Annotated in this window: 18 protein-coding genes; 15 read left to right on the forward strand and 3 right to left on the reverse strand. The window is 69.6% G+C overall.

Translation table 11 applies throughout. The features are described from left to right. Nucleotides 1-3 precede the first annotated feature (3 nt). Genes JOF44_RS16320 through JOF44_RS16330 form a run of 3 tightly spaced genes read right to left on the reverse strand, consistent with a single transcriptional unit; the run spans nt 4 to nt 3,175 of the window. Entirely contained in the window at nt 4-843 is an 840-nt protein-coding gene (locus JOF44_RS16320) for a carbohydrate ABC transporter permease (RefSeq protein ID WP_209893848.1), read from the reverse strand. Then, nucleotides 840-1,790 (reverse strand): carbohydrate ABC transporter permease, encoded by a 951-nt coding sequence (locus JOF44_RS16325; protein ID WP_342591816.1) that lies wholly within the window; start codon nt 1,788-1,790, stop codon nt 840-842. The genes JOF44_RS16320 and JOF44_RS16325 overlap by 4 nt, the downstream gene beginning before the upstream one ends. Continuing rightward, complete coding sequence (locus JOF44_RS16330; RefSeq protein WP_209893850.1) at nt 1,787-3,175, reverse strand: ABC transporter substrate-binding protein; 1,389 nt, start codon at nt 3,173-3,175, stop codon at nt 1,787-1,789. Before JOF44_RS16330 ends, JOF44_RS16325 begins: the two co-directional genes overlap by 4 nt. Nucleotides 3,176-3,423: 248 nt before the next feature. Between JOF44_RS16330 and JOF44_RS16335 the strand changes: the two genes are divergently transcribed. The 15 genes from JOF44_RS16335 (at nt 3,424) to JOF44_RS16405 (ending at nt 19,308) form a co-directional block, all read left to right on the forward strand. Then, entirely contained in the window at nt 3,424-4,548 is a 1,125-nt protein-coding gene (locus JOF44_RS16335) for a glycoside hydrolase family 172 protein (protein ID WP_209893853.1), read from the forward strand. A gap of 32 nt (nt 4,549-4,580) precedes the next feature. Beyond that, entirely contained in the window at nt 4,581-6,236 is a 1,656-nt protein-coding gene (locus tag JOF44_RS16340) for a fucose isomerase (protein WP_209893856.1), read from the forward strand. A 217-nt stretch (nt 6,237-6,453) separates the two neighbouring features. Further along, nucleotides 6,454-7,449: a LacI family DNA-binding transcriptional regulator gene (locus JOF44_RS16345; RefSeq protein WP_209893858.1), complete on the forward strand. Its 996-nt coding sequence runs from the start codon at nt 6,454-6,456 to the stop codon at nt 7,447-7,449. A gap of 155 nt (nt 7,450-7,604) precedes the next feature. Continuing rightward, nucleotides 7,605-9,269 carry a purine-cytosine permease family protein gene (locus JOF44_RS16350; protein ID WP_209893861.1) on the forward strand — a complete coding sequence of 555 codons (1,665 nt, stop codon included), beginning with the start codon at nt 7,605-7,607 and terminating at the stop codon, nt 9,267-9,269. Nucleotides 9,270-9,272: 3 nt separating this feature from the next. Beyond that, a complete protein-coding gene (locus tag JOF44_RS16355) occupies nt 9,273-9,575 on the forward strand; it encodes an urease subunit gamma (RefSeq protein ID WP_209893864.1) in 303 nt (100 codons plus the stop codon). 14 nt (nt 9,576-9,589) lie between these two features. Continuing rightward, entirely contained in the window at nt 9,590-9,910 is a 321-nt protein-coding gene (gene ureB / locus JOF44_RS16360; RefSeq protein ID WP_209893867.1) for an urease subunit beta, read from the forward strand. After that, entirely contained in the window at nt 9,910-11,613 is a 1,704-nt protein-coding gene (locus tag JOF44_RS16365) for an urease subunit alpha (protein ID WP_209893869.1), read from the forward strand. The genes ureB and JOF44_RS16365 overlap by 1 nt, the downstream gene beginning before the upstream one ends. A gap of 5 nt (nt 11,614-11,618) precedes the next feature. Continuing rightward, entirely contained in the window at nt 11,619-12,335 is a 717-nt protein-coding gene (locus JOF44_RS16370) for an urease accessory protein UreF (protein ID WP_209893872.1), read from the forward strand. Beyond that, the gene (ureG, locus tag JOF44_RS16375; RefSeq protein WP_209893875.1) at nt 12,328-13,083 is read left to right on the forward strand and encodes an urease accessory protein UreG; all 756 of its coding nucleotides are present in this window, start codon (nt 12,328-12,330) and stop codon (nt 13,081-13,083) included. The genes JOF44_RS16370 and ureG overlap by 8 nt, the downstream gene beginning before the upstream one ends. After that, the gene (locus tag JOF44_RS16380; RefSeq protein ID WP_209893878.1) at nt 13,080-13,802 is read left to right on the forward strand and encodes an urease accessory protein UreD; all 723 of its coding nucleotides are present in this window, start codon (nt 13,080-13,082) and stop codon (nt 13,800-13,802) included. The genes ureG and JOF44_RS16380 overlap by 4 nt, the downstream gene beginning before the upstream one ends. Before the next feature lie 440 nt (nt 13,803-14,242). Next, a complete protein-coding gene (locus tag JOF44_RS16385; protein WP_209893881.1) occupies nt 14,243-15,325 on the forward strand; it encodes an IS110 family RNA-guided transposase in 1,083 nt (360 codons plus the stop codon). A 315-nt stretch (nt 15,326-15,640) separates the two neighbouring features. Continuing rightward, nucleotides 15,641-16,897, forward strand: coding sequence for an IS256 family transposase (locus JOF44_RS16390; RefSeq protein WP_209886477.1), 1,257 nt, complete (start codon nt 15,641-15,643; stop codon nt 16,895-16,897). Between the two features lie 177 nt (nt 16,898-17,074). Continuing rightward, entirely contained in the window at nt 17,075-17,620 is a 546-nt protein-coding gene (locus tag JOF44_RS16395) for a hypothetical protein (protein ID WP_209893884.1), read from the forward strand. 35 nt (nt 17,621-17,655) lie between these two features. Then, on the forward strand, nt 17,656-18,552 hold the full coding sequence (locus JOF44_RS16400; protein WP_209893887.1) for an aldo/keto reductase: 897 nt from the start codon (nt 17,656-17,658) through the stop codon (nt 18,550-18,552). 255 nt (nt 18,553-18,807) lie between these two features. Beyond that, nucleotides 18,808-19,308, forward strand: a complete 501-nt coding sequence (locus JOF44_RS16405; protein ID WP_209893890.1) for an FBP domain-containing protein — start codon at nt 18,808-18,810, stop codon at nt 19,306-19,308. Nucleotides 19,309-19,323 lie beyond the last annotated feature (15 nt).

Genomic DNA, 19,323 nt, shown 5'->3' on the forward strand with positions numbered 1-19,323 from the left:
GACCTACTTGAAGCCGGCGGACTTGATCGACTCCACGATCTGCCGCTGGAAGAAGAAGAAGATCAGCAGCGTCGGCATCGCCGCGACGGTGGCCGCCGCGAGCACGTAGTTCCAGTCGGCGGCGTACTGCTGCTGGAAGGTGGCGATGCCCAGCTGGACCACTCTCAGGTCCGGGTTCGAGGTGATCGTCAGCGGCCAGACGAAGGAGTTCCAGTTCGTCAGGAAGAAGAACACCGTCAGGGCCGAGAGGATCGGTCGGCTCAGCGGCAGGATGATGCTGCGGTAGATCCGCCAGTAGCTCGCCCCGTCCACCAGCGCCGCCTCCTCGAGCTCGGCCGGCAGCGACACGTAGAACTGCCGCAGCAGGAAGATGCCGAAGGCGTTGAAGATCGCCGGGATGATCAGCCCCGCGTAGGAGTCGACCATGCCCAGGGTGCGCACCACCACGAAGGTGGGGATCAGGATCACCGGCAGGCTCACCAGCATGGTCGAGAAGATCAGCATGAAGATCGTCTCGCGACCGGGGAACCGCAGTCTGGCCAGTGCGTACGCGGCCATCGAGTGGAACCACAGCGCCAGCACCGTCACCGCCGCCGAGACCACGAAGCTGTTGAACATGTATCGCAGGAACGGCACCTGCGTGAACACGTAGATGAAGTTCTCCAGCGTCGGGTCCGACGGGAGGATCGCCGAGCCGTTCACCTCGGAGGCCGGCTTGAAGGCGCCGGTGACCATCCACACCAGGGGGAAGATCGTCGCCAGCGCCAGGACGATGCCGAGCACCATCAGCGCGATCTTCGTCGGGCTCCAGCGGGTGCGTCGCGATGCGCGCAGCGTCGTCATTCGAAACGACCTCCCTTGGTCAGGGCGAACATCGCCAGGGACCAGGCGAGCATCGCGACGACCAGCACCGAACCGACGGCGGCCGCATACCCGAGCTCCCCGAACAGGAACGCTTGCTCGTAGATGTAGAAGATCAGCAGCGAGGTGGCCCCCGCGGGACCGCCTCCGGTGAGCACGAAGATCAGATCCAGCCCGCCGGTCATCACCGCAACGGTCGCGGTGACCAGCACGAAGAAGCTCGTCGGCCGCAGCAGCGGCAGCGTGATCCGCACCAGGCGCTGCCAGGCGCTCGCCCCGTCGATCCGGGCCGCCTCGTAGTACTCGCCGGGGATGTCCTGCAGGCCCGCCAGGAAGATGATCATGTAATAGCCCATCTGGAACCAGACGGTCACCACGATCACCGTGGCCAGCGCGAGGGACGGCTCTCCCAGCGGGGAGATGTTCTCGAATCCGAACAGGCCGAGCACCCGGCTGAGGACGCCGACGCGGTCGGCCAGCATGAACTGCCAGACCATCGCCACCACCACCAGGCTGACCACATAGGGGACGAACAGTGCGGAGCGGATCAGGCCGATGAAGGGGAGCTTCTGCTGGACCAGCAGCGCCAGGCCCAGACCGATCACGAAGATCAGCGGGACCACCGCCACCAGGTAGATCAGCGTGATCCGCACGCTGGACCAGAACTGCGGGTCCCCGGCCATGCGCACGTAGTTGTCGATGCCGATGAAGTCGAAGGAGCCGAAGCCGTCGACCCGGAAGAAGCCCAGGACGATCGCGAGCACCATCGGCACGGCGACGAAGATCAGCAGCCCCAGGGTGTCCGGCAGCAGGAACCAGAAGGCCGCGCGCCGCTCCCGACGGGCCCGGGTCACGCCGACGGAGGCGGGTCGCGTCGAGCCGCTGCCGCTGGATGTGCCGGCGGTGCGGGCGAGTTCGATGCCCTTCACAGCAGCGGCCCTCCTTCATAGGTCTCCAGGTAGCTCTCGAGGGCTCCCTGGGCGACCTCGGCCTGCTCCGCGGCGTCGGCGCCACCGAGCATGGTGGCCTGGATCGCGTTGGAGACCGTCTTGTAGATGACGGGCGGGAAGCGCGGCTCGGCCCTCCCGGTGGGCAGGATCTCGTCGCGGAACTGCTGGAGGATCGGGTTCTCGAAGGCGCCGTCGTTCCCGATCGCCTCGGTGACCGAGGCGCGGGCGGCGATGTTCCCCTTGGCGACCCCGTTCCACGCGACGCCGGCGTCGATCGACTCCTGGCTCATCGATCCCATCACCTCGACCGTGAATCGGGCGGCCGCCTCGGGGTCCCGGCCGCGGGCGTTGACGCACCACGCCCAGCCGCCCAGGCAGGTCACGGAGTCGGCTCCGGACGGGGCGGGCAGGGTGAACACGCCGTAGTCGTAGTCCGGGGCGTTCTGGGTCAGGGCCGCCACGTCGAAGATCCCGCCCTGCCACATGGCGGCGTAACCACCGGTCATGGCACTGACGATGTCGCCGTTGGCAGGCCGGGTGCGGGGTGCGGCTCCGGTGCGGATGGCGTCCTGGAACAGCTGCAGGGCCTGGATCGCCCCATCGCTGTCGAAGATCGGGCGCTGGCTGGCGGCGTCGATGACGTCGGCGCCGGTCTGCCACAGCCACGGGTAGAAGGTGAAGTTCTGGTAGTAGCCGGGCAGGGTCTCCAGCACCAGCCCGGCGCGTTCGCCGCCGGTCATCGTCTGCCCGAGTTCGAGCATCTGCTCCCAGGTGGTGGGCAGGTCGCCCTCGGACAGGCCCTGCTCCTCGAAGGCGGCGACGTCGTAGAAGATCGCCAGCGGCTCCTGCTCCATCGGCAGCCCGTAGATGCGGTCGTCGACCGTGCGGGTGGCCAGTGCCTGGGGGTAGAAGTCGTCGATCGCCTCCTGCTCCATGTACGGCGTGAGGTCCTCCAGGACCCCGCCGTTGTAGTAGCGCAGGAAGTCGCCGGGGGAGATGAGGAAGATGTCCGGGCCCGCGCCGGAGGCGAAGGCGGTGATCAGCCGGGTGTTAGTGGGGTCGGTGTAGCCGGGGATGTAGACCGGATCGATGGAATGACCGCCCGCCTCCTCCCAGCCCTTGATCCGGGACAGGAACCACTCGCTCTGAGCCTGCAGGTTCGGGTCCTGCTGGGCGACGGGGGCGTAGAACTGCCAGAACTGCATGGGGTCGGAGCTGCCTGCGCCGCCCGTCGAGCATCCGGCGAGGGCGGAGGCGCCGCCGACGCCGCCGAGGGTCGCGCCGCCGGCTCGCAGCAGATCTCGTCTGCGTGGTCCGCCGGGTCGGCCCGGTCCGGGGGATCCGCTGAAGGGGTGGGTTCGCATGCTCACTTCCCGCGACGTCGAGGGCTCGATGTCAGTAATCGATTTATCGGAACGGTACGAGGGTCGGGTGAGCTCCGTCAACCACTCCGGATCATCCGATGCCCCGAGACGTCTCGCGGCGTCCGCGAGGTGGTGCGAGCTCCCATGTCGGAGGCGGATCCCCATGTGCGTTGACGGCTCACCCCTGATTCCGTAAGGTGCGAGTAAACGTTTCCCGATCATCGTCGATCCACCCCAGGGGGTACCCCGTGACGTCTTCTGCCCGCTCCCTCGCCGCCCTGCGTGCCGTGCAGACCCGCTCGATCAGCCCCGAGAACACCGATGGATCCGTCGGCGGCGGCGGACGCGCCACCGAGGGCACCGGGGCGGAGGCCGCCCGCGACCTCGGTCAGGGCTGGAAGGTCTCGCCCAGCGTGGACGTGAAGGCGGGGGAGACCTTCACCCTCGCGGACATCGACTCCGCCGGCGTGATCACCCACCTCTGGATCACCACCCACACCGACCACTGGCGCCACCTGGTGCTGCGCGCCTACTGGGACGGGGCCGAGGAGCCGGCCGTCGAGGTGCCCTACGGCGACTTCTTCGCCAGCGGCTGGGGCGTCTTCGCCCAGGTCGATTCGCAGATGATCGCCGCGAACCCGCACGGCGGCTTCAACTCCTACTGGCCGATGCCGTTCCGGGAGGGCGCCCGCCTCACCCTGGAGAACACCTCGGACCAGGACGCCCGCGTCTACTACCAGGTGACCTATGAGCTCGGCGGCGACCACAGCGAGGACGCCTACTTCCACGCCCAGTGGCGGCGCTCGAACCCGCTGCCGGAGGCTACGGAGCACGTGCTGCTCGAGGGCGTGAAGGGCCAGGGGCAGTACGTCGGCACCTACCTCGCCTGGGGCGTCAACTCCAACGGCTGGTGGGGCGAGGGCGAGATCAAGTTCTACCTGGACGACGACGATCCCGTCGGCGGATTCCCCACCATCGCCGGCACCGGCACCGAGGACTACTTCGGCGGCGCCTGGAACTTCGACGTGCCGGGGGAGGGCTACACCGCCTTCTCCACCCCGTACCTCGGGATGCCGCAGGTGATCCGGCCCGACGGGCTCTACGTCGCCCAGCAGCGCTTCGGGATGTACCGCTGGCACGTGGCCGACCCGATCCACTTCACCACCGGACTGCCGCGCGTGGACGTCCAGGCGCTGGGCTGGAAGAGCGCCGGGCGCTACCTGCCGCTGCGCGACGACATCGCCTCGACCGCGATCTTCTACCTCGACCGGCCCGCCACCACCCGGCCCGAGCCGCCGACCTTCGACGCCATGGAGATCCACCTCGGCACCGGCCCCGGCCCCCACAGCCCCGTCGGCCCCGCCCGCCGCTGATCCCCGCCCTCCGTCACGACCTGGGAGCACCCATGACCACCACCGCCCCGTACCAGATGCCCGCCGTCCGCGAGGCCGCGCCGGCCCCGGAGAAGACCGTCTACCTCATCCCCAGCGGCGACCTCCGCGAGAGCGCCAACGTCCCCGCCTGGCCGTTCCAGCAGGAGCTCGAGCGGATCGTCGGCGAGGCCGCCGGCGCCACCGGGTGGCAGGTCCAGCGCGGCTTCGAGCCCGATCAGGAGCTCGGCCACGGCTTCATCCGCTCCCAGCGCATGGGGATGGAGGTCTTCCAGGCCATCCCGCCCGAGGCGCCGCTGATCGTGGCGACCGCCAACTGGCAGTACAGCCACCACGTCCTGGCGGGGCTGCGCACCCACCGCGGCCCGATCCTCACCGTCGCGAACTTCGCGCCCGAATGGCCCGGTCTGGTGGGCCTGCTGAACCTCAACGGCGGGCTGACCAAGATGGGGCGGGAGTACTCGACCCTGTGGACCGTCGACGGCAGCGACGACTTCTTCCGCGAGGGCATCGCCACCTGGATCGAGACCGGCTCGATCACGCACGACGACTCGCACGTCCGGCTGCTGCCGCACCTGCCCGGCACGGCCGAGGTCGAGCTGGGCCGGGCGCTCGCCGACCAGCTCCTGGCCGACAAGGCCATCATCGGGATCTTCGATGAGGGCTGCATGGGCATGTACAACGCGATCATCGACGACGAGATGCTGAACCCGCTGGGGATCTACAAAGAGCGCCTCAGCCAGTCCGCGCTGTGGGCCGAGATGCAGACCGTCACCGACGACGAGGCCGACGCCATCGGCGCCTGGCTGAAGGACGCGGGCATGACCTTCCGGCTCGGCACCGACGAGGCCACCGAGCTCACCGAGTCCCAGCTGCGCAGCCAGTACGCGATGTATATCGCCGCCCTGCGGCTCAGCGACGATTTCGGATTGGACGCCGTGGGCATCCAGTACCAGCAGGGTCTCAAGGACGTCACCGCTGCCTCCGACCTCGTCGAGGGCCTGCTGAACAACGTCCAGCGCCCGCCGGTGACCAGCCGCGACGGCTCCCGAGTGCTGTGGGAGGGCAAGGCGCTGCCGAACTTCAACGAGGTCGACGAAGGCGTCGCGGTCGACGCCCTGGTCACCAACCGGATCTGGACCGCCATGGGCATGGACCCCGCCACGACGCTGCACGATGTGCGCTGGGGCGAGGAGTTCGACGGGCAGTACGTGTGGGTCTACGAGATCTCCGGCTCCGTCCCGCCCAGCCACTTCGCGGGCGGCTACGCCGACGCCGAGGGCTGGCGGCAGGGCCCGGAGTTCTTCCCGGCCGGCGGCTCCACCATCAACGGCGTCTCCAAGCCCGGCGAGATCGTCTGGTCGCGCGTCTACATCGAAGGCGGCGGTCTGCACGTGGACATCGGCCGTGGCAGCGTCGTCGAGCTCCCGGAGGAGGAGGTCGCCCGGCGCAAGCAGTCCACCAACCCCGAGTGGCCGATCGCCAACGTCGTGCTGCACGGGGTGAGCCGGGACCAGTTCATGGGACGGCACAAGGCCAATCACGCCCAGCTCGTCTACGCTGACGACGCGGGAACGGCCGACCGGGCGCTGACGGCCAAGGCCGCGCTGTTCCACCGCCTCGGCATGACCGTGCACCTGTGCGGCGACGCCGTGATCGTCGAGGACTGAGCGACGTGCTGCGAATCCGGAGCCGCCGGCGAGGAACGAGCCGGCTGCGCAGGTGAGCGGTAGGAGCACAGTGAATCGGACAGAGGACTGAGCGACGTGCTGCGAATCCGGAGCCGCCGGCGAGGAACGAGCCGGCTGCGCAGGTGAGCGGTAGGAGCGCAGTGAATCGGACAGAGGACTGAGCGCGCTGGATCGCGCAGGAGCGAGGAGGGGGCCCATGGTGTCGCCGAGACCCACGATCATGGACGTGGCGCGCACGGCGGGCGTCTCCTCGGCGACGGTCTCCCGCGTCATCAACGGCGCCTCGAGCGTCGACAAGGAGCTGTCACGGCGGGTGCGGGCCGCCGTGCGGTCGACCGGGTACGTCCCCAACGCCATGGGCCGCTCGCTGCGCCGCGGCGGAACCTCCCAGATCGCGGTGGTCGCTCCCGACGCGGAGAACCCCTACTTCACGCAGATCATCGGCGAGGTCGAGCGGATCGCCCGCCGGGACCACTACTCGGTCACCGTCGCCCACACCGAGGACAATCTCGACATCGAGCGGGACTGCTTCGCCCAGCTGGTGGGCCGTCACGTCTCCGGGGTGCTGCTGGTCCCGGTCCACAGCATCCACACGGACCTGTCGCTGCTCACCGAAGCCGGGATCCCGGTGGTGCTGGTGGACCGGTGGATCGAGGGGGCCGGCACCGACCTGGTGGCGACCGACAACCTCGACGCGGGACGACAGGCCGCCCAGCACCTGGTCGAGCGCGGCTTCCGCGCGCCGGCGGTCCTCGCCGGGCCCGCGGAGCTGCGCACCACCGAGGACCGCGTCCGCGGCTACCTGTCCGCCTGGCGGGAGGCCGGGGTGGGCGTCGAGGACTCGGCGATCCTCCGCGGCGACCTGCACGTGGAGTCGGGCACCGCGATGATGCGTCGGATCCTGGAGACGGGGGAGGCGGACTGCGTCTACGTCACCAACAACCGCATGTCCGCCGGCGCCTTCGAGGCGATGCGCGGGGTCGCCGATGCGCCCGCGCTGCTGGCCACGGACGACGACCTGTGGACCCGCCTGGTCACCCCGTCGGTCTCCGTGGTCCACCAGCCGGTGCAGGCCACCAGCCGCGCCGCCGCCCGCATGCTCGGCCTGCGCATCGCGAACCCCGACGAGGAGCCCTCCACCACGCTGCTGCGCTCGCGGATCATCGAGCGGGAGTCCACGCTGCCGCTCTGACGACGGGCAGGGCACGCGGTGTCCCCTGACTGAGACCGGAGGTCACGAAAGGATCTCGCCGCTCCCTGGCGGAGGTGCCACGGGGCACCGGCTCTTAACGTTCCGGTGTCCCCAACAGGCATTCCCCATGCCGTCCCCTGCCGAACGGAGCCCCGATGAGCGTCGAGGTCAGAACCGAGCCCGACGTCGCGGACGTCCAGTCCGACGCGAGCATCGCGACGAAGGAGAGCCTCGAGGACTACACCCTCCGCTTCGCCCCTCGCTCGTACCGCACCTGGGGGCCGGGCGTGGTCGCCACGAGTGCGCTGGGCGGCATCGCCTATCTCGCGGACTTCTCGATCGGTGCGAACATCGCGATGACCCACGGCACTGTGAACGGGCTCATCGGCATCGCCGTCGCCGCCGGGATCATCTTCCTCACGGGGTTCCCTCTCGCGTACTACGCGGCCCGCTACAACCTCGACCTCGACCTGATCACGCGCGGCGCGGGCTTCGGCTATCACGGCTCCGTGATCACCAACGTCATCTTCGCGACGTTCACCTTCATCCTGTTCGCGCTCGAGGGCGCGATCATGGCGCAGGGCCTCTACCTGGGCCTGGGGATCCCGCACTGGCTCGGCTACCTGATCTCGACCGTGATGATCTTCCCGCTGGTCATCTACGGGATGAAGATCCTCGCGAAGCTGCAGGTCGCCACGACGCCCGTGTGGCTCGTGCTGATGGTCGTGCCGGTGATCTACCTCGTGGTCTCGCACCCGGAGTCGGTCGAAGCCTTCTTCACCTACTCCGGGGAGTCCGGCAGCGGCGTCAGCTTCGCCTCTGCGATGCTCGCCGCCGGGGTCTGCCTGTCGCTCATCGCCCAGATCGCGGAGCAGATCGACTATCTGCGGTTCATGCCGCCGCGTACCGAGAAGAACCGGCGCACGTGGTGGGCGGCCACCATCCTGGGCGGCCCGGGCTGGGTTCTCTTCGGGGCGACCAAGCAGATCCTCGGCATGTTCCTGGCGGTCTACCTGGTCTCCACCGTGCCCGGTGCGCGGGCGGTCGCCAATGAGCCCGTGCAGCAGTTCCTGGTCACCTTCCAGCAGCTGATGCCCGCCTGGCTGGCACTGGTCCTCGCCGTCGTGCTCGTGGTCATCTCGCAGGTGAAGATCAACGTCACCAATGCCTATTCGGGCTCGCTGGCCTGGACCAACGCCTTCACCCGGGTCACCCGCCGTTATCCGGGACGGCTCGTGTTCCTCGCCGTGAACCTGAGCATCTCCCTGGTGCTCATGGAGGCGAACATGTTCGACGTGCTCAACGGGATCCTGAGCTTCTACGCGAATCTCGCCATGTCGTGGATCTGCGTGGTCGCCGCGGACATCGCGATCAACAAGCATCTGCTGAAGCTGTCCCCCAAGCGGCCCGAGTTCCGCCGCGGCATGCTCTACGACTGGAACCCGGTGGGCATCGTCTCGATGGGGCTCTCCGGCGGGATCTCCATCGCCATCTACTTCGGCGCCTTCGGAGCGGCGGCCCAGCCCTTCTCCCCGCTGTTCGCCGTCGGCATCGCCCTGGTGGCGACCCCGCTGATGGCGGTCATCACCCAGGGCCGCTACTACCTGCGTCGCACCGATGACGGCATCGACCTGCCGATGTACGACGAGGACGGCAACCCCTCGAGCAAGACGCTGCGCTGCTGCGTGACCGGCATGGACTTCGAACGACCGGACATGATCGCTTCCGCGAAGCCCGGCCCGGACGGGGAGAAGCAGTACCTCAGCTCCTTGGCCCTGGCGACCGACCGCACGGGCGAGCACGTCCTGCCGAAGGAGTGAGCGGTGCGTTTCACCCCTGGCGACACCGAGAAGCTGATGCTGTCCGTGGCGGGGATGGTCGCTCGCGATCGCCTCGAGCGCGGGGTGCGGCTGAACCACCCCGAGGCGGTGGCGCTGCTGTCCACCTGGGTGATCGAGCGCGCTCGCGACGGCCGCACCGTCGAGGACCTCATGGAGGTCGGCCGCGAGGTGCTCAGCCGTGAGCAGGTGCTGCCGGACGTCCCCGCACTGCTGACCGACGTGCAGGTCGAGGCCACCTTCCCGGACGGTTGCAAGCTCGTCACCCTGCACCACCCGATCGACTGAGAGGACACCTGGACATGGGAGAGAGCGAGAGTCCGGGGCCCGGCGCGATCCGGGCCCGCCCCGGGGAGCGGGTGCTGAACGTGCGCGATCGGGAGGAGGACCGCCTGGTGGTGGTCCTCGAGAACACCGGTGACCGGCCGATCCAGATCGGCTCCCACATCCACCTGCCCGACGTGAACACCTCTCTCGCCTTCGACCGCGAGGCCGCCAGGGGTTTCCGCCTCGACATCCCCTCAGGGACGTCGCTGCGATTCGAGCCGGGCGCCTCGCGCGAGCTGCCGCTGGTGCGGCTCGGCGGCACCGGCCGCGTGCCCGGTCTCCAGGTGCGCCGCTGATGGCGCGAATCAGCTCCGCGCGCTACGCCGCGCTCTACGGACCCACCACCGGCGACCAGCTCCGCCTCGGCGACACCGATCTGTGGATCGAGGTCGAGGAGGATCGCACCTTCGGCGGGGAGGAGGCGGTCTTCGGCGGCGGCAAGTCGATCCGCGAGTCCATGGGCCAGGGCACGACGACCCGCGCCGAGGGAGCCCCGGACACCGTGATCACCAATGCGATCATCCTGGACTGGTGGGGTGTGGTGCGCGCCGACGTCGGCCTGCGCGACGGGCGCATCGTCGCGCTCGGCAAAGCGGGCAATCCCGATGTCTCCGACGGGATCCACCCCGCGCTGCAGATCGGACCGTCGACCGACGTGATCGCGGGGGAGGGGAAGATTCTCACCGCAGGGGCCTTCGACACCCACGTCCACCTGCTCTCGCCCTCCCAGATCCATGAGGCCCTCGCCGCCGGCACCACGACCATCGGCGGCGGCGGCACAGGGCCCTCGGAGGGCAGTCGGGCCACGACGGTCACCCCCGGCGCCTGGCACCTCGGGGCGATGCACCGCGCACTGGACCAGCTGCCGGTGAACGTGCTGCTGCTGGGCAAGGGCAACACGGTCTCCGCCGAGGGGCTCGCCGAGCAGGCGCTCGCCGGCGCCGCCGGGTACAAGGTGCACGAGGACTGGGGTGCGACGCCTGCGGCGATCGACGCCTCGCTGCGCGCGGCCGACGAGCACGGACTGCAGGTCGCCCTGCACTCGGACTCGCTGAACGAGTCCGGATTCGTCGAGTCCACGATCGCCGCGATCGGCGGGCGCACGATCCACGCCTTCCACGTCGAGGGCGCCGGCGGCGGCCACGCCCCGGACATCCTGGAGATCGCCTCGCTGCCGCATGTGCTGCCCGGCTCCACGAACCCCACGCTCCCGCACACCGTGAACACCGTCGCCGAGCACCTGGACATGCTCATGGTCTGCCATCACCTCAAGGCGTCCGTCCCCGAGGACCTCGCCTTCGCGGAGTCCCGGATCCGGGCCTCGACGATCGCCGCGGAGGACCTCCTGCACGACATGGGCGCCCTGTCGATGACGTCCTCGGACGCTCAGGCGATGGGAAGGATCGGTGAGGTCGTCACCCGCACCTGGCAGGTCGCGCACGTCATGAAGGGGCGCGTCGGCCCCCTCGGGGACACCCTCCCGGCGGACAACGAACGCGCCCGCCGCTACGTCGCGAAGTACACGATCAACCCGGCGATCGCTCACGGCGTGGACGCCCACATCGGCTCCGTCGAGGTGGGCAAGATGGCCGACCTGGTGCTGTGGGACCCGCGCTTCTTCGGGGTGCGACCCTCCCTCGTGCTCAAGGGCGGTGCCATGGCGTGGGCGGCGCTCGGGGACCCTGGCGCGTCGATCCCCACCCCGCAGCCAGTGCTCATGCGACCGGCTTTCGGTGACGCGATCGGCGCCCACCTCGCGGTCTCCTTCGTCGCCCCCTCCGCGGTCGAGGACGGCCTGCGGGAGTCGCTCGGCCTCGCGCGGGAGCTGGTCCCCGTCGCCCCGACGCGCGAGGTCACCAAGGCGGACATGCGCAACAACGACCTGCTGCCCAGGATCGACATCCGACCCGACACCTTCGAGATCCGGATCGACGGGGAGCTGGTCGAGCCCTCTCCCGCGAGCAGCCTGCCTCTCGCCCAGCTCTACCAGATGTTCTGATCCTGATGCCGAACCCTCTGCCCGCCGCTGCGACGGCGCCGGCTGTCGCCTCCGCGACGATCGCGATGCTGCTGGCGGATTCGCGGCTACCCGCCGGCGCGCACGTCAGCTCCAACTCCCTGGAGGCGGCGCTGCGCGATGGCCTCGCGCCGTCGGACGTCGGGGACTACCTGGCCACCCGGATGCGCACCGTCGTCCCGGTCGAGGCCGGGACTGCTGTCCTGGCGCGCCGGATCCGCTTCGGAACGGTCGGCGTCGACGAGCTGGCGGCCCTGGAACGACTGCGTGCCGAGTGGGCCGCCCGCACCCCGAGCCGTGCCCAGCGCGAGGTCGCCGAGGCGCTCGGGGACGGTCTGCGGCGCCTGGCCGACGTGCTATGGCCCGGTGCCGTCCCGCCGCCATCGCGCCGCGAGACTCCCTGGCCCCGGCCGCTCGTGCTGGGCCTGGTCGCGGTGGCAGCGGGCCTCGACGGCGAGGACCTCGTGCGTCTGGTCGCCTATGACGACGCCCAGACCGTCGCCGCTGCCCTGCTCAAGCTCGAACCGGGGGACCCGCGCACCGCTGCCTCCCTCGTGCTCGCCGCCTGCGCACTCCTGGAACCCCGCGTGGCGGAACTCGCCGCGCTCGAGGACCCGGCGCGCATCCCGTGCTCCGGGGCACCCCTGACCGAGGGCTGGGCCGAAGCCCAGTCCACCCTGCCGAGGAGGCTCTTCCGTGCCTGAGAACTCCCATCGATCCCCGCAGCGCTCGCTGCGTCTGGGCGTCGCCGGCCCCGTGGGGACCGGCAAGAGCTCGCTCATCGCGACCATCTGCCGCGCCCTGGCCGATGAGATCCGCATCGGAGTGATCACCAACGACATCTACACCGACGAGGACGCGCGCTTCCTCCGTGCCGCCGGGGTGCTGGACCCCGAGCGGATCCGGGCTGTCGAGACCGGGGCTTGCCCGCACACCGCGATCCGCGATGACGTCACAGCCAACCTCGCCGCCGTCGAGGAGCTCGAGCTGGACTTCGACCCGCTGGACCTCGTGCTCGTCGAGTCCGGAGGAGACAACCTCACCGCGACCTTCTCCCCGGCGCTCGTCGATGCGCAGATCTTTGTGCTCGATGTCGCCGGGGGAGGTGACGTGGCGCGCAAGGGCGGCCCCGGCATCGGCCGTGCGGACCTGCTGGTGGTCAACAAGGTCGACCTCGCTCCTCACGTCGGGGTCGACGTCGAGCTGATGCTCGCCGACGCGACCGAGGCGCGCGAGGGAGGTCCGGTGCTGGGGGTCTCCCGGCATCGCGAGGACACCGTCACGCTGCTGCGGGGCTGGGTGCTCGAGCTCCTGGCCGCGCACACCGCCGGAACGCATGCTCCGCTGGATCCCGGCCCGATGGCACCCCACTTCCACGCCGAGGACGGGGATCATGATCACCCCCACGATCACGACCACCCGCACCCGCACGAACCCGCGCCCGCTGGATGACGCGGATCAGCATCGCGCGAGCCGGGAGCGGTCCGGTGCGGGTGAAGGTCACCCAGGGGCTGCTCCAAGCGCGCACGATCCACCGCTCCGCGACAGGTGCGCACCTCGCGCTGGTCGCGGGCGGGGCCGTGCTCGTCGGCGGCGACCGGACGGCGGTGGGCGTCCATGTCGGGGCGGGTTGCACCCTGGAGCTGGAGGACATCGGCGGCACGGTCGCTTATCCGTCGGTCGGGTCGCGCAGCCGCTTCGACGTGAGCATCCGTCTGGAGGACGACGCGACACTGGTGTGGCGGGCCCATCCCTTCGTGGTCGCGGAGGGTGCCGCCGTGGACCGGTCGACCACGATCGTGCTGGGCGCCGGGTCCTCCCTGTGCCTGCGGGAGACCCTCGTGCTGGGACGCAGCGCCGAGCGCGGCGGCGAGATCAGGAGCCGGCTGCGGGCGCACGACGCCGGTGGGCTGCCGCTGCACCTGGAGGACCTCGACCTGGACGGCGACCGGCCCCGGACCGGGGTGCTCGGCCCTCACCGTGTCCTGGACAGCGTGCTCCTGCTCGGTGGGCGGCTCCCGGTCGCTCCGACGGACGCGATGGTGCTGCACCTCGGGACGTGCGGCGTGATGGCCCGCGCGGTCGCGGACGCCACACATCGCACGGGGGTCGAGGACGTGATCACCGGCTGGTCGGAGGAACTGCTCGCCGGCGAGAGGCCCCCGGTCTAGTCTGACCGCGTGAGCCACCCTTCCGGGACGCCCCGGAACTGAATCGGCTGGTCGGAGGAACTGCTCGCCGGCGAGAGGCCCCCGGTCTAGTCTGACCGCGTGAGCCACCCTTCCGGGACGCCCCGGAACTGAATCGCCTGTAAGTGTTCGTGGTGGTCGGCCCGGGGCTGGCTGGCAGGGTTGGTGCTGGTAGCCCGGCGCCCGTCGTGGCTCCTGAATCGGCTGACCCCTACGGGGTGTCATTCCCGGGATCTGTCCGGCGGGGACCGGGTGCCGGCGCCAGCCCTGGCCCACCACGATGGCTTGATCAGAAGCATGCCCACCGCCGGAATCACGATCCTGGCGGCGTGGCTCATTACAGGCCCGCCTCGTAGTGGCTCTCATCCTGGGCCCACGCCGGCAACGACGTCCCGCCCCAGCGATTCGAGAGGAACATCGTCATGAACAGTCTGCCTGCCACCGTAGGGGACTTCTACCGATACGTCGTCGGAGTCGACACCCACGCCGCAACCCACTCCTACGCGATCATCGAGGCCCCCAACGGCGGCCTCATCGATCAGAATGTCTTCCCGGCCAGCCCTGCAGGGTTGCGACGCGCACGAGACTGGATCGCGGGCCGCACCGAAGGAGACCTCGACGGTGTGCTGATCGCCGTGGAAGGAACTGGCTCCTATGGGGCAGTTCTCGGCAACGTGCTGCAGCAGGTGGGCTACCGAGTCGTCGAGGCACCGACCCCGCGTCGTTCACGAGCCCGAAGCAAGACCGACGCCCTTGACGCGCTACTCGCCGCCCGATCGAGTCTGGTCATGCCGTTGACGACGTTGCGAGATCGTCGCGCCGGTGAGATGCAGTCGGCGCTGCAGGTCCTCACCGGCGCCCGCGACCAGCAGAACGCCGATAGATTGCCGTGCATCAACGCGCTCACCGCCCTCGTGAGGACCCACGACCTCGGCATCGACGCCCGCCGAGCCTTGACCGGAACGCAGATCGCGAGGATCGCGAGCTGGCGTCGCCGCGAAGAAACACTGGGGGCGGCGACCGCTCGCGCCGAAGCGACACGCCTCGCGAAGCAGATCACGGTGCTCGAGAGCGACCTCGCGGAGAACCGTGAACAAATCACGCATCTCGTGGAGGCTACGGCTCCCGAGTTGCTGGACCTGCCAGGAGTCGGCGCGGTCACCGCAGCCGTGATATTGACGGTCTGGTCGTACCCTGGCCGGATACGCAACGAGGCTGCATTCGCCATGATCGGAGGAGTCTGTCCGATCCCGGCTTCCTCGGGCAACACCACGAGGTATCGCCTCAACCGCGGTGGTGACCGACGGCTGAACCGCGCGCTGAACACCATCGTGCTCACCAGGATGCGAACCGATCCTGCCACCCGCGCCTACATCGAGCGGCGCCAAAGCGAGGGCAAGACTGCCAGAGAGATCCGACGCTGCCTCAAGCGCTACATCAGCCGCCAGATCTTCCGATCGCTCGCAGTGGCCCACCCCGCCCCGGACGTCGCCGCCGCGGCTTGACACAACATAGAAGCATCCCTGGTCTGGTGGAGGCTCTGAATCCACGGGGAGATCGTGGACAGTCATGCCTCACGGCATCTTGGACGATTCGCCGCGCCTCCCCTCGTAGGTGCGAAGACCCCCAAGAATGGCCCGTCCGGTAATCGACGCCGGGGGACCAGTGCCCAGGTGGTCGGGCCCGGGCTCGACGGGTGGGAGTTGAGTCCCGCATAGTGGTGTAGCGCGGTGGCCGCGTGAACGTTTCCGACGTGGACGCGGCCACCGTGTGATCCTTCGAGAAAGCTCTCTACTTCTCACTCGAACGGAGTCATCACGATGACCGCTCCTCATATTGTCGACCCTGCTGGCCTGCTCAGTCACGCCCTGTCCGAGGCGTCGCCCGATCTGATGCGTGATCTGCTGCAGAACACGATCAACATGCTGCTGTCCGCGGACGCCGACCTGGTCGCCGGCGCCGAGTACGGTCGCCCCGCCCCGGACCGCACCACCCAGCGCAACGGGTACCGCCACCGCGAGCTCGACACCCGCGTCGGTACCCTCGACGTGGCCGTGCCCAAGCTCCGCTCGGGCACCTATTTCCCGCATTGGCTGCTCGAGCGCCGCAAGCGCGCCGAGGCCGCGCTGATCACCGTGATCGCGGACTGCTACCTCGCCGGCGTCTCCACCCGCCGGATGGACAAGCTCGTCAAGACTTTGGGCATCGACGGGCTCTCGAAGTCGCAGGTCTCCCGGATGGCAGCCGAGCTGGATGAGCAGGTCAAAGCGTTCCGCCACCGGCCCCTGGACGAGTCGGGGCCGTTCACCTTCGTGGCCGCCGACGCGCTGTCGATGAAGGTCCGCGAGGGCGGACGCGTCATAGGCGCGGTGGTGCTGGTCGCCACCGGCGTCAACAACGACGGCCACCGCGAATGCCTGGGCATGCAGGTCGCCACCAGCGAGACCGCGGCGGCGTGGAACACGTTCTTCGCCGACCTCGTCGCCCGCGGCCTCACGGGAGTGCGTCTGGTGACCAGCGATGCCCACCGCGGGCTCACCGAGGCGATCGCGGCGAACCTGCCCGGCACGAGCTGGCAGCGGTGCCGCACCCACTACGCCGCGAACCTGATGAGCGCGTGCCCGAAGACGGCGTGGCCAGCAGTGAAGGCCGGGCTGCATGCGGTCTATGACCAGCCCGACGCGGCCTCGGTCAACGCTCAGTTCGACCGGCTGCTGGAACAGACCAGCGAACGCTGGCCCGACCTCGCCGACCACCTCGCCGGAGCCCGGGAGGACCTGCTGGCCTTCACCAGCTTCCCCAAAGAGATCTGGCGTCAGATCTGGTCGAACAACCCCCAAGAGCGACTGAACCGCGAGATCCGCCGCCGCACCGACGCGGTCAGCATCTTCCCCAACCGCGCCGCAGTCACCCGGCTCGTCGGCGCGGTCCTGGCCGAGCAGACCGACGAATGGTTAGAGGGACGCCGCTACCTCGGCCTCGACGTCCTCCGCCGCTCCCAGCTCCTCCTGGTCACCACCAGCCCCGACCACCAGGAGGTAACCCCCACAGACCACCCGGACACCCTCACCGCCTGACCCCTACCCCGGAACATCGAAGGAAAACACCGCTACACCACTACCCAGGACTTGACCCGGGTGGGGGTCACTCCATAACTGCGAAGTCATCCGAGTACTGCTCAGTGCGATAGAACACTTGCACCAGACCGACGCCGCGGATCTCTTGGAGGGCTTCGAGGTGGGGATGGGCTGGCGATGCTCGCGCGAGCGGAGCGAGCTGCGACCGCGGAGGACCAGTGGGGCACGACGGCGCCCTCCATCGAGCTGATCGCGCAGCTCGGCGAGGACCTGGTGATCACCATGTCGGGGACGATCGACGTCTTCGACACCGCAGAGTCCTTCGCGGACGAGTTCCGTGACCTGCCCGGGCTCCTGGGGACCCTCGATCTCGACGACGCCCATCTCGCCAGCGGGTGTTCCATCCCCCGCACCGGGAAGGCCCAGACGCTGGAGTGGATGTGGGCGACCCGCTTCGACGGGGCGGACGACCACGCCTCCCGCGGCGCCGTGCGCGTGCAGGGCGATGCGGTGGACTATGCGCAGGGGCTGCTCGACGGTGCCGCCGATGCCGACACCGCGATCGTGGTCAGGAGGGCGGAGCCCGACGGTGACCTGATCGTGGTGACCCTCTCGCACGATCCGACCGAGGGACCGGCCGGCTGGGACGACGTGCGGCACGTCCATGCCACGACGGCGTACTCCACCGGCGCCGGTCCCGGTGTCCCGATCGCGACCGGGTGATGGCCAGCGCCGCGGACTCGGCATACGCTTGCCCGATGACTGCTCCTCAGACCGCACCCACCCGCCGCATCGGCTCCCTGACCGCCTCCGTTCTCGGCCTCGGTGCCATGCCGCTGTCCATGGGGCGCGGAGAACCCGCCCCGCCCGAGCGCGCCACGGCCACGATCCACGCTGCCCTCGACGCGGGGATCACCCTGATCGACACCGCCGACATCTATGCCCCCAGCTGGGACACCATGGGCCACAACGAGCAGCTCGTCGCCGAGGCGCTGCGCACCTGGGGCGGCGACCGCTCCTCCGTCGTGATCGCCTCCAAGGGCGGCATCACCCGTTCGGCGGAGGGCGGGGGCCGCGACGGCTCCCCGACCTACCTGCGTGCGGCACTGGAGAAGTCGCTGCGGGACCTCGACGTCGACGTCCTCGATCTCTACTACTGGCACCGCCCGGACCGCAGCATCCGCTACGCCGAGGGCGTCGAGGTGCTCGCCGCCTTCCAGCAGGAGGGACTGATCCGCGAGGTCGGGATCTCCAACGCCAACGTCGAGGAGATCGACGTGGCCCGGGACGTGCTCGGCGAGGGCGGGCTCGCGGCGGTCCAGAACGAGTTCTCACCGACCTTCTTCCACACCAGCCTGCGCGAGCTGCGCCACTGCGCCGAGCACGGAATCGCCTTCGTGCCCTGGTCCCCGCTCGGCGGCACCGGCGGCGGGGCGAGTGCCGTGGGGGAGAGGTTCCCCCAGATCCAGCGCATCGCCGAGGCCCGCTCCGTCAGCCCGCAGCAGGTCGTCCTCGCCTGGGAGCTGTCGCTTTCCGAGCACGTCGTCCCCATCCCCGGCGCCAGCCGTCCCGAGTCGATCGCCGACTCCGCCGACGCCATGACGCTCGACCTCGGCAGCGAGGACCTCGAGCAGCTGAACCAGATCATCGCCTGAGGGCATCCCCGCTCCTCGGTGTCCCTTATCGCCTTGCGGGCCGTTCCACCGCGGGCGTAACGTGAACGCGTCCATGACGGGAGAGGAGACCAGCATGCCCACGACGCATGCAGGAAACGGGGCGGCCGACTCGGCCTGCTCGGTGTGACTCCGGCGTGCCCGCACGCCGTCACGACACCTTCCTGAACTCTCCTGCGCGCTGGAAGCCCCGCCCTGAGCGGGCGGCACCGCGCGCCCGTCGTGAGGACACACTCCATGAGACCCCTGACCGAACACCAGATCCGCACGTCCTTCGTCAACGCCAGCAAGGGCGACGCCCAGCGTGCCGCGCTCCCGGACCTCGCGGCCGTGGCGTGGGACGAGCTGGACTACCTCGGCTGGCAGGACCCCCGCAAGCCGCTGCTGCACTATGTCGCGCTCGAGGTCGACGACGAGCTCGTCTGCCTGCTGCTGCGCGGGACCGGGAAAACGCCGCCGAGAAAGATGATGTGCGCCTGGTGCGAGGACGTCATCGACGGCCTCCACGCGGCGTCCTTCGCCGCCCCGCGCGGCGGCGCCGAGGGCCGACGCGGCAACACCATCGGCACCTCGCTGTGCGCCGACTTCCGGTGCTCGCAGAACGTGCGCCGGGCGCCGACGGCGTTCGAGATGCAGACGGAGGACGAGGCCCTGCTCGCCTACCACCGACAGGAGCGGATCGACGGTCTGCGCGATCGCTCCACCGGCTTCGCCCGCGCGGTGATGACCGGCGCCTGATCTCGGGCCGGGTGC

This window comes from Brachybacterium fresconis, from assembly GCF_017876515.1.
Taxonomy (GTDB): Bacteria; Actinomycetota; Actinomycetes; order Actinomycetales; family Dermabacteraceae; genus Brachybacterium; species Brachybacterium fresconis.

Coding starts and splice junctions, on each gene's coding strand:
- JOF44_RS16320 (WP_209893848.1), bottom strand. CDS start 843: ATGACGACGCTGCGCGCATCGCGACGCACCCGCTGGAGCCCGACGAAG.
- JOF44_RS16330 (WP_209893850.1), bottom strand. CDS start 3,175: ATGCGAACCCACCCCTTCAGCGGATCCCCCGGACCGGGCCGACCCGGC.
- JOF44_RS16340 (WP_209893856.1), top strand. CDS start 4,581: ATGACCACCACCGCCCCGTACCAGATGCCCGCCGTCCGCGAGGCCGCG.
- JOF44_RS16345 (WP_209893858.1), top strand. CDS start 6,454: ATGGTGTCGCCGAGACCCACGATCATGGACGTGGCGCGCACGGCGGGC.
- JOF44_RS16350 (WP_209893861.1), top strand. CDS start 7,605: ATGAGCGTCGAGGTCAGAACCGAGCCCGACGTCGCGGACGTCCAGTCC.
- ureB (WP_209893867.1), top strand. CDS start 9,590: ATGGGAGAGAGCGAGAGTCCGGGGCCCGGCGCGATCCGGGCCCGCCCC.
- JOF44_RS16365 (WP_209893869.1), top strand. CDS start 9,910: ATGGCGCGAATCAGCTCCGCGCGCTACGCCGCGCTCTACGGACCCACC.
- JOF44_RS16370 (WP_209893872.1), top strand. CDS start 11,619: ATGCCGAACCCTCTGCCCGCCGCTGCGACGGCGCCGGCTGTCGCCTCC.
- JOF44_RS16380 (WP_209893878.1), top strand. CDS start 13,080: ATGACGCGGATCAGCATCGCGCGAGCCGGGAGCGGTCCGGTGCGGGTG.
- JOF44_RS16385 (WP_209893881.1), top strand. CDS start 14,243: ATGAACAGTCTGCCTGCCACCGTAGGGGACTTCTACCGATACGTCGTC.
- JOF44_RS16390 (WP_209886477.1), top strand. CDS start 15,641: ATGACCGCTCCTCATATTGTCGACCCTGCTGGCCTGCTCAGTCACGCC.
- JOF44_RS16395 (WP_209893884.1), top strand. CDS start 17,075: ATGCTCGCGCGAGCGGAGCGAGCTGCGACCGCGGAGGACCAGTGGGGC.
- JOF44_RS16400 (WP_209893887.1), top strand. CDS start 17,656: ATGACTGCTCCTCAGACCGCACCCACCCGCCGCATCGGCTCCCTGACC.
- JOF44_RS16405 (WP_209893890.1), top strand. CDS start 18,808: ATGAGACCCCTGACCGAACACCAGATCCGCACGTCCTTCGTCAACGCC.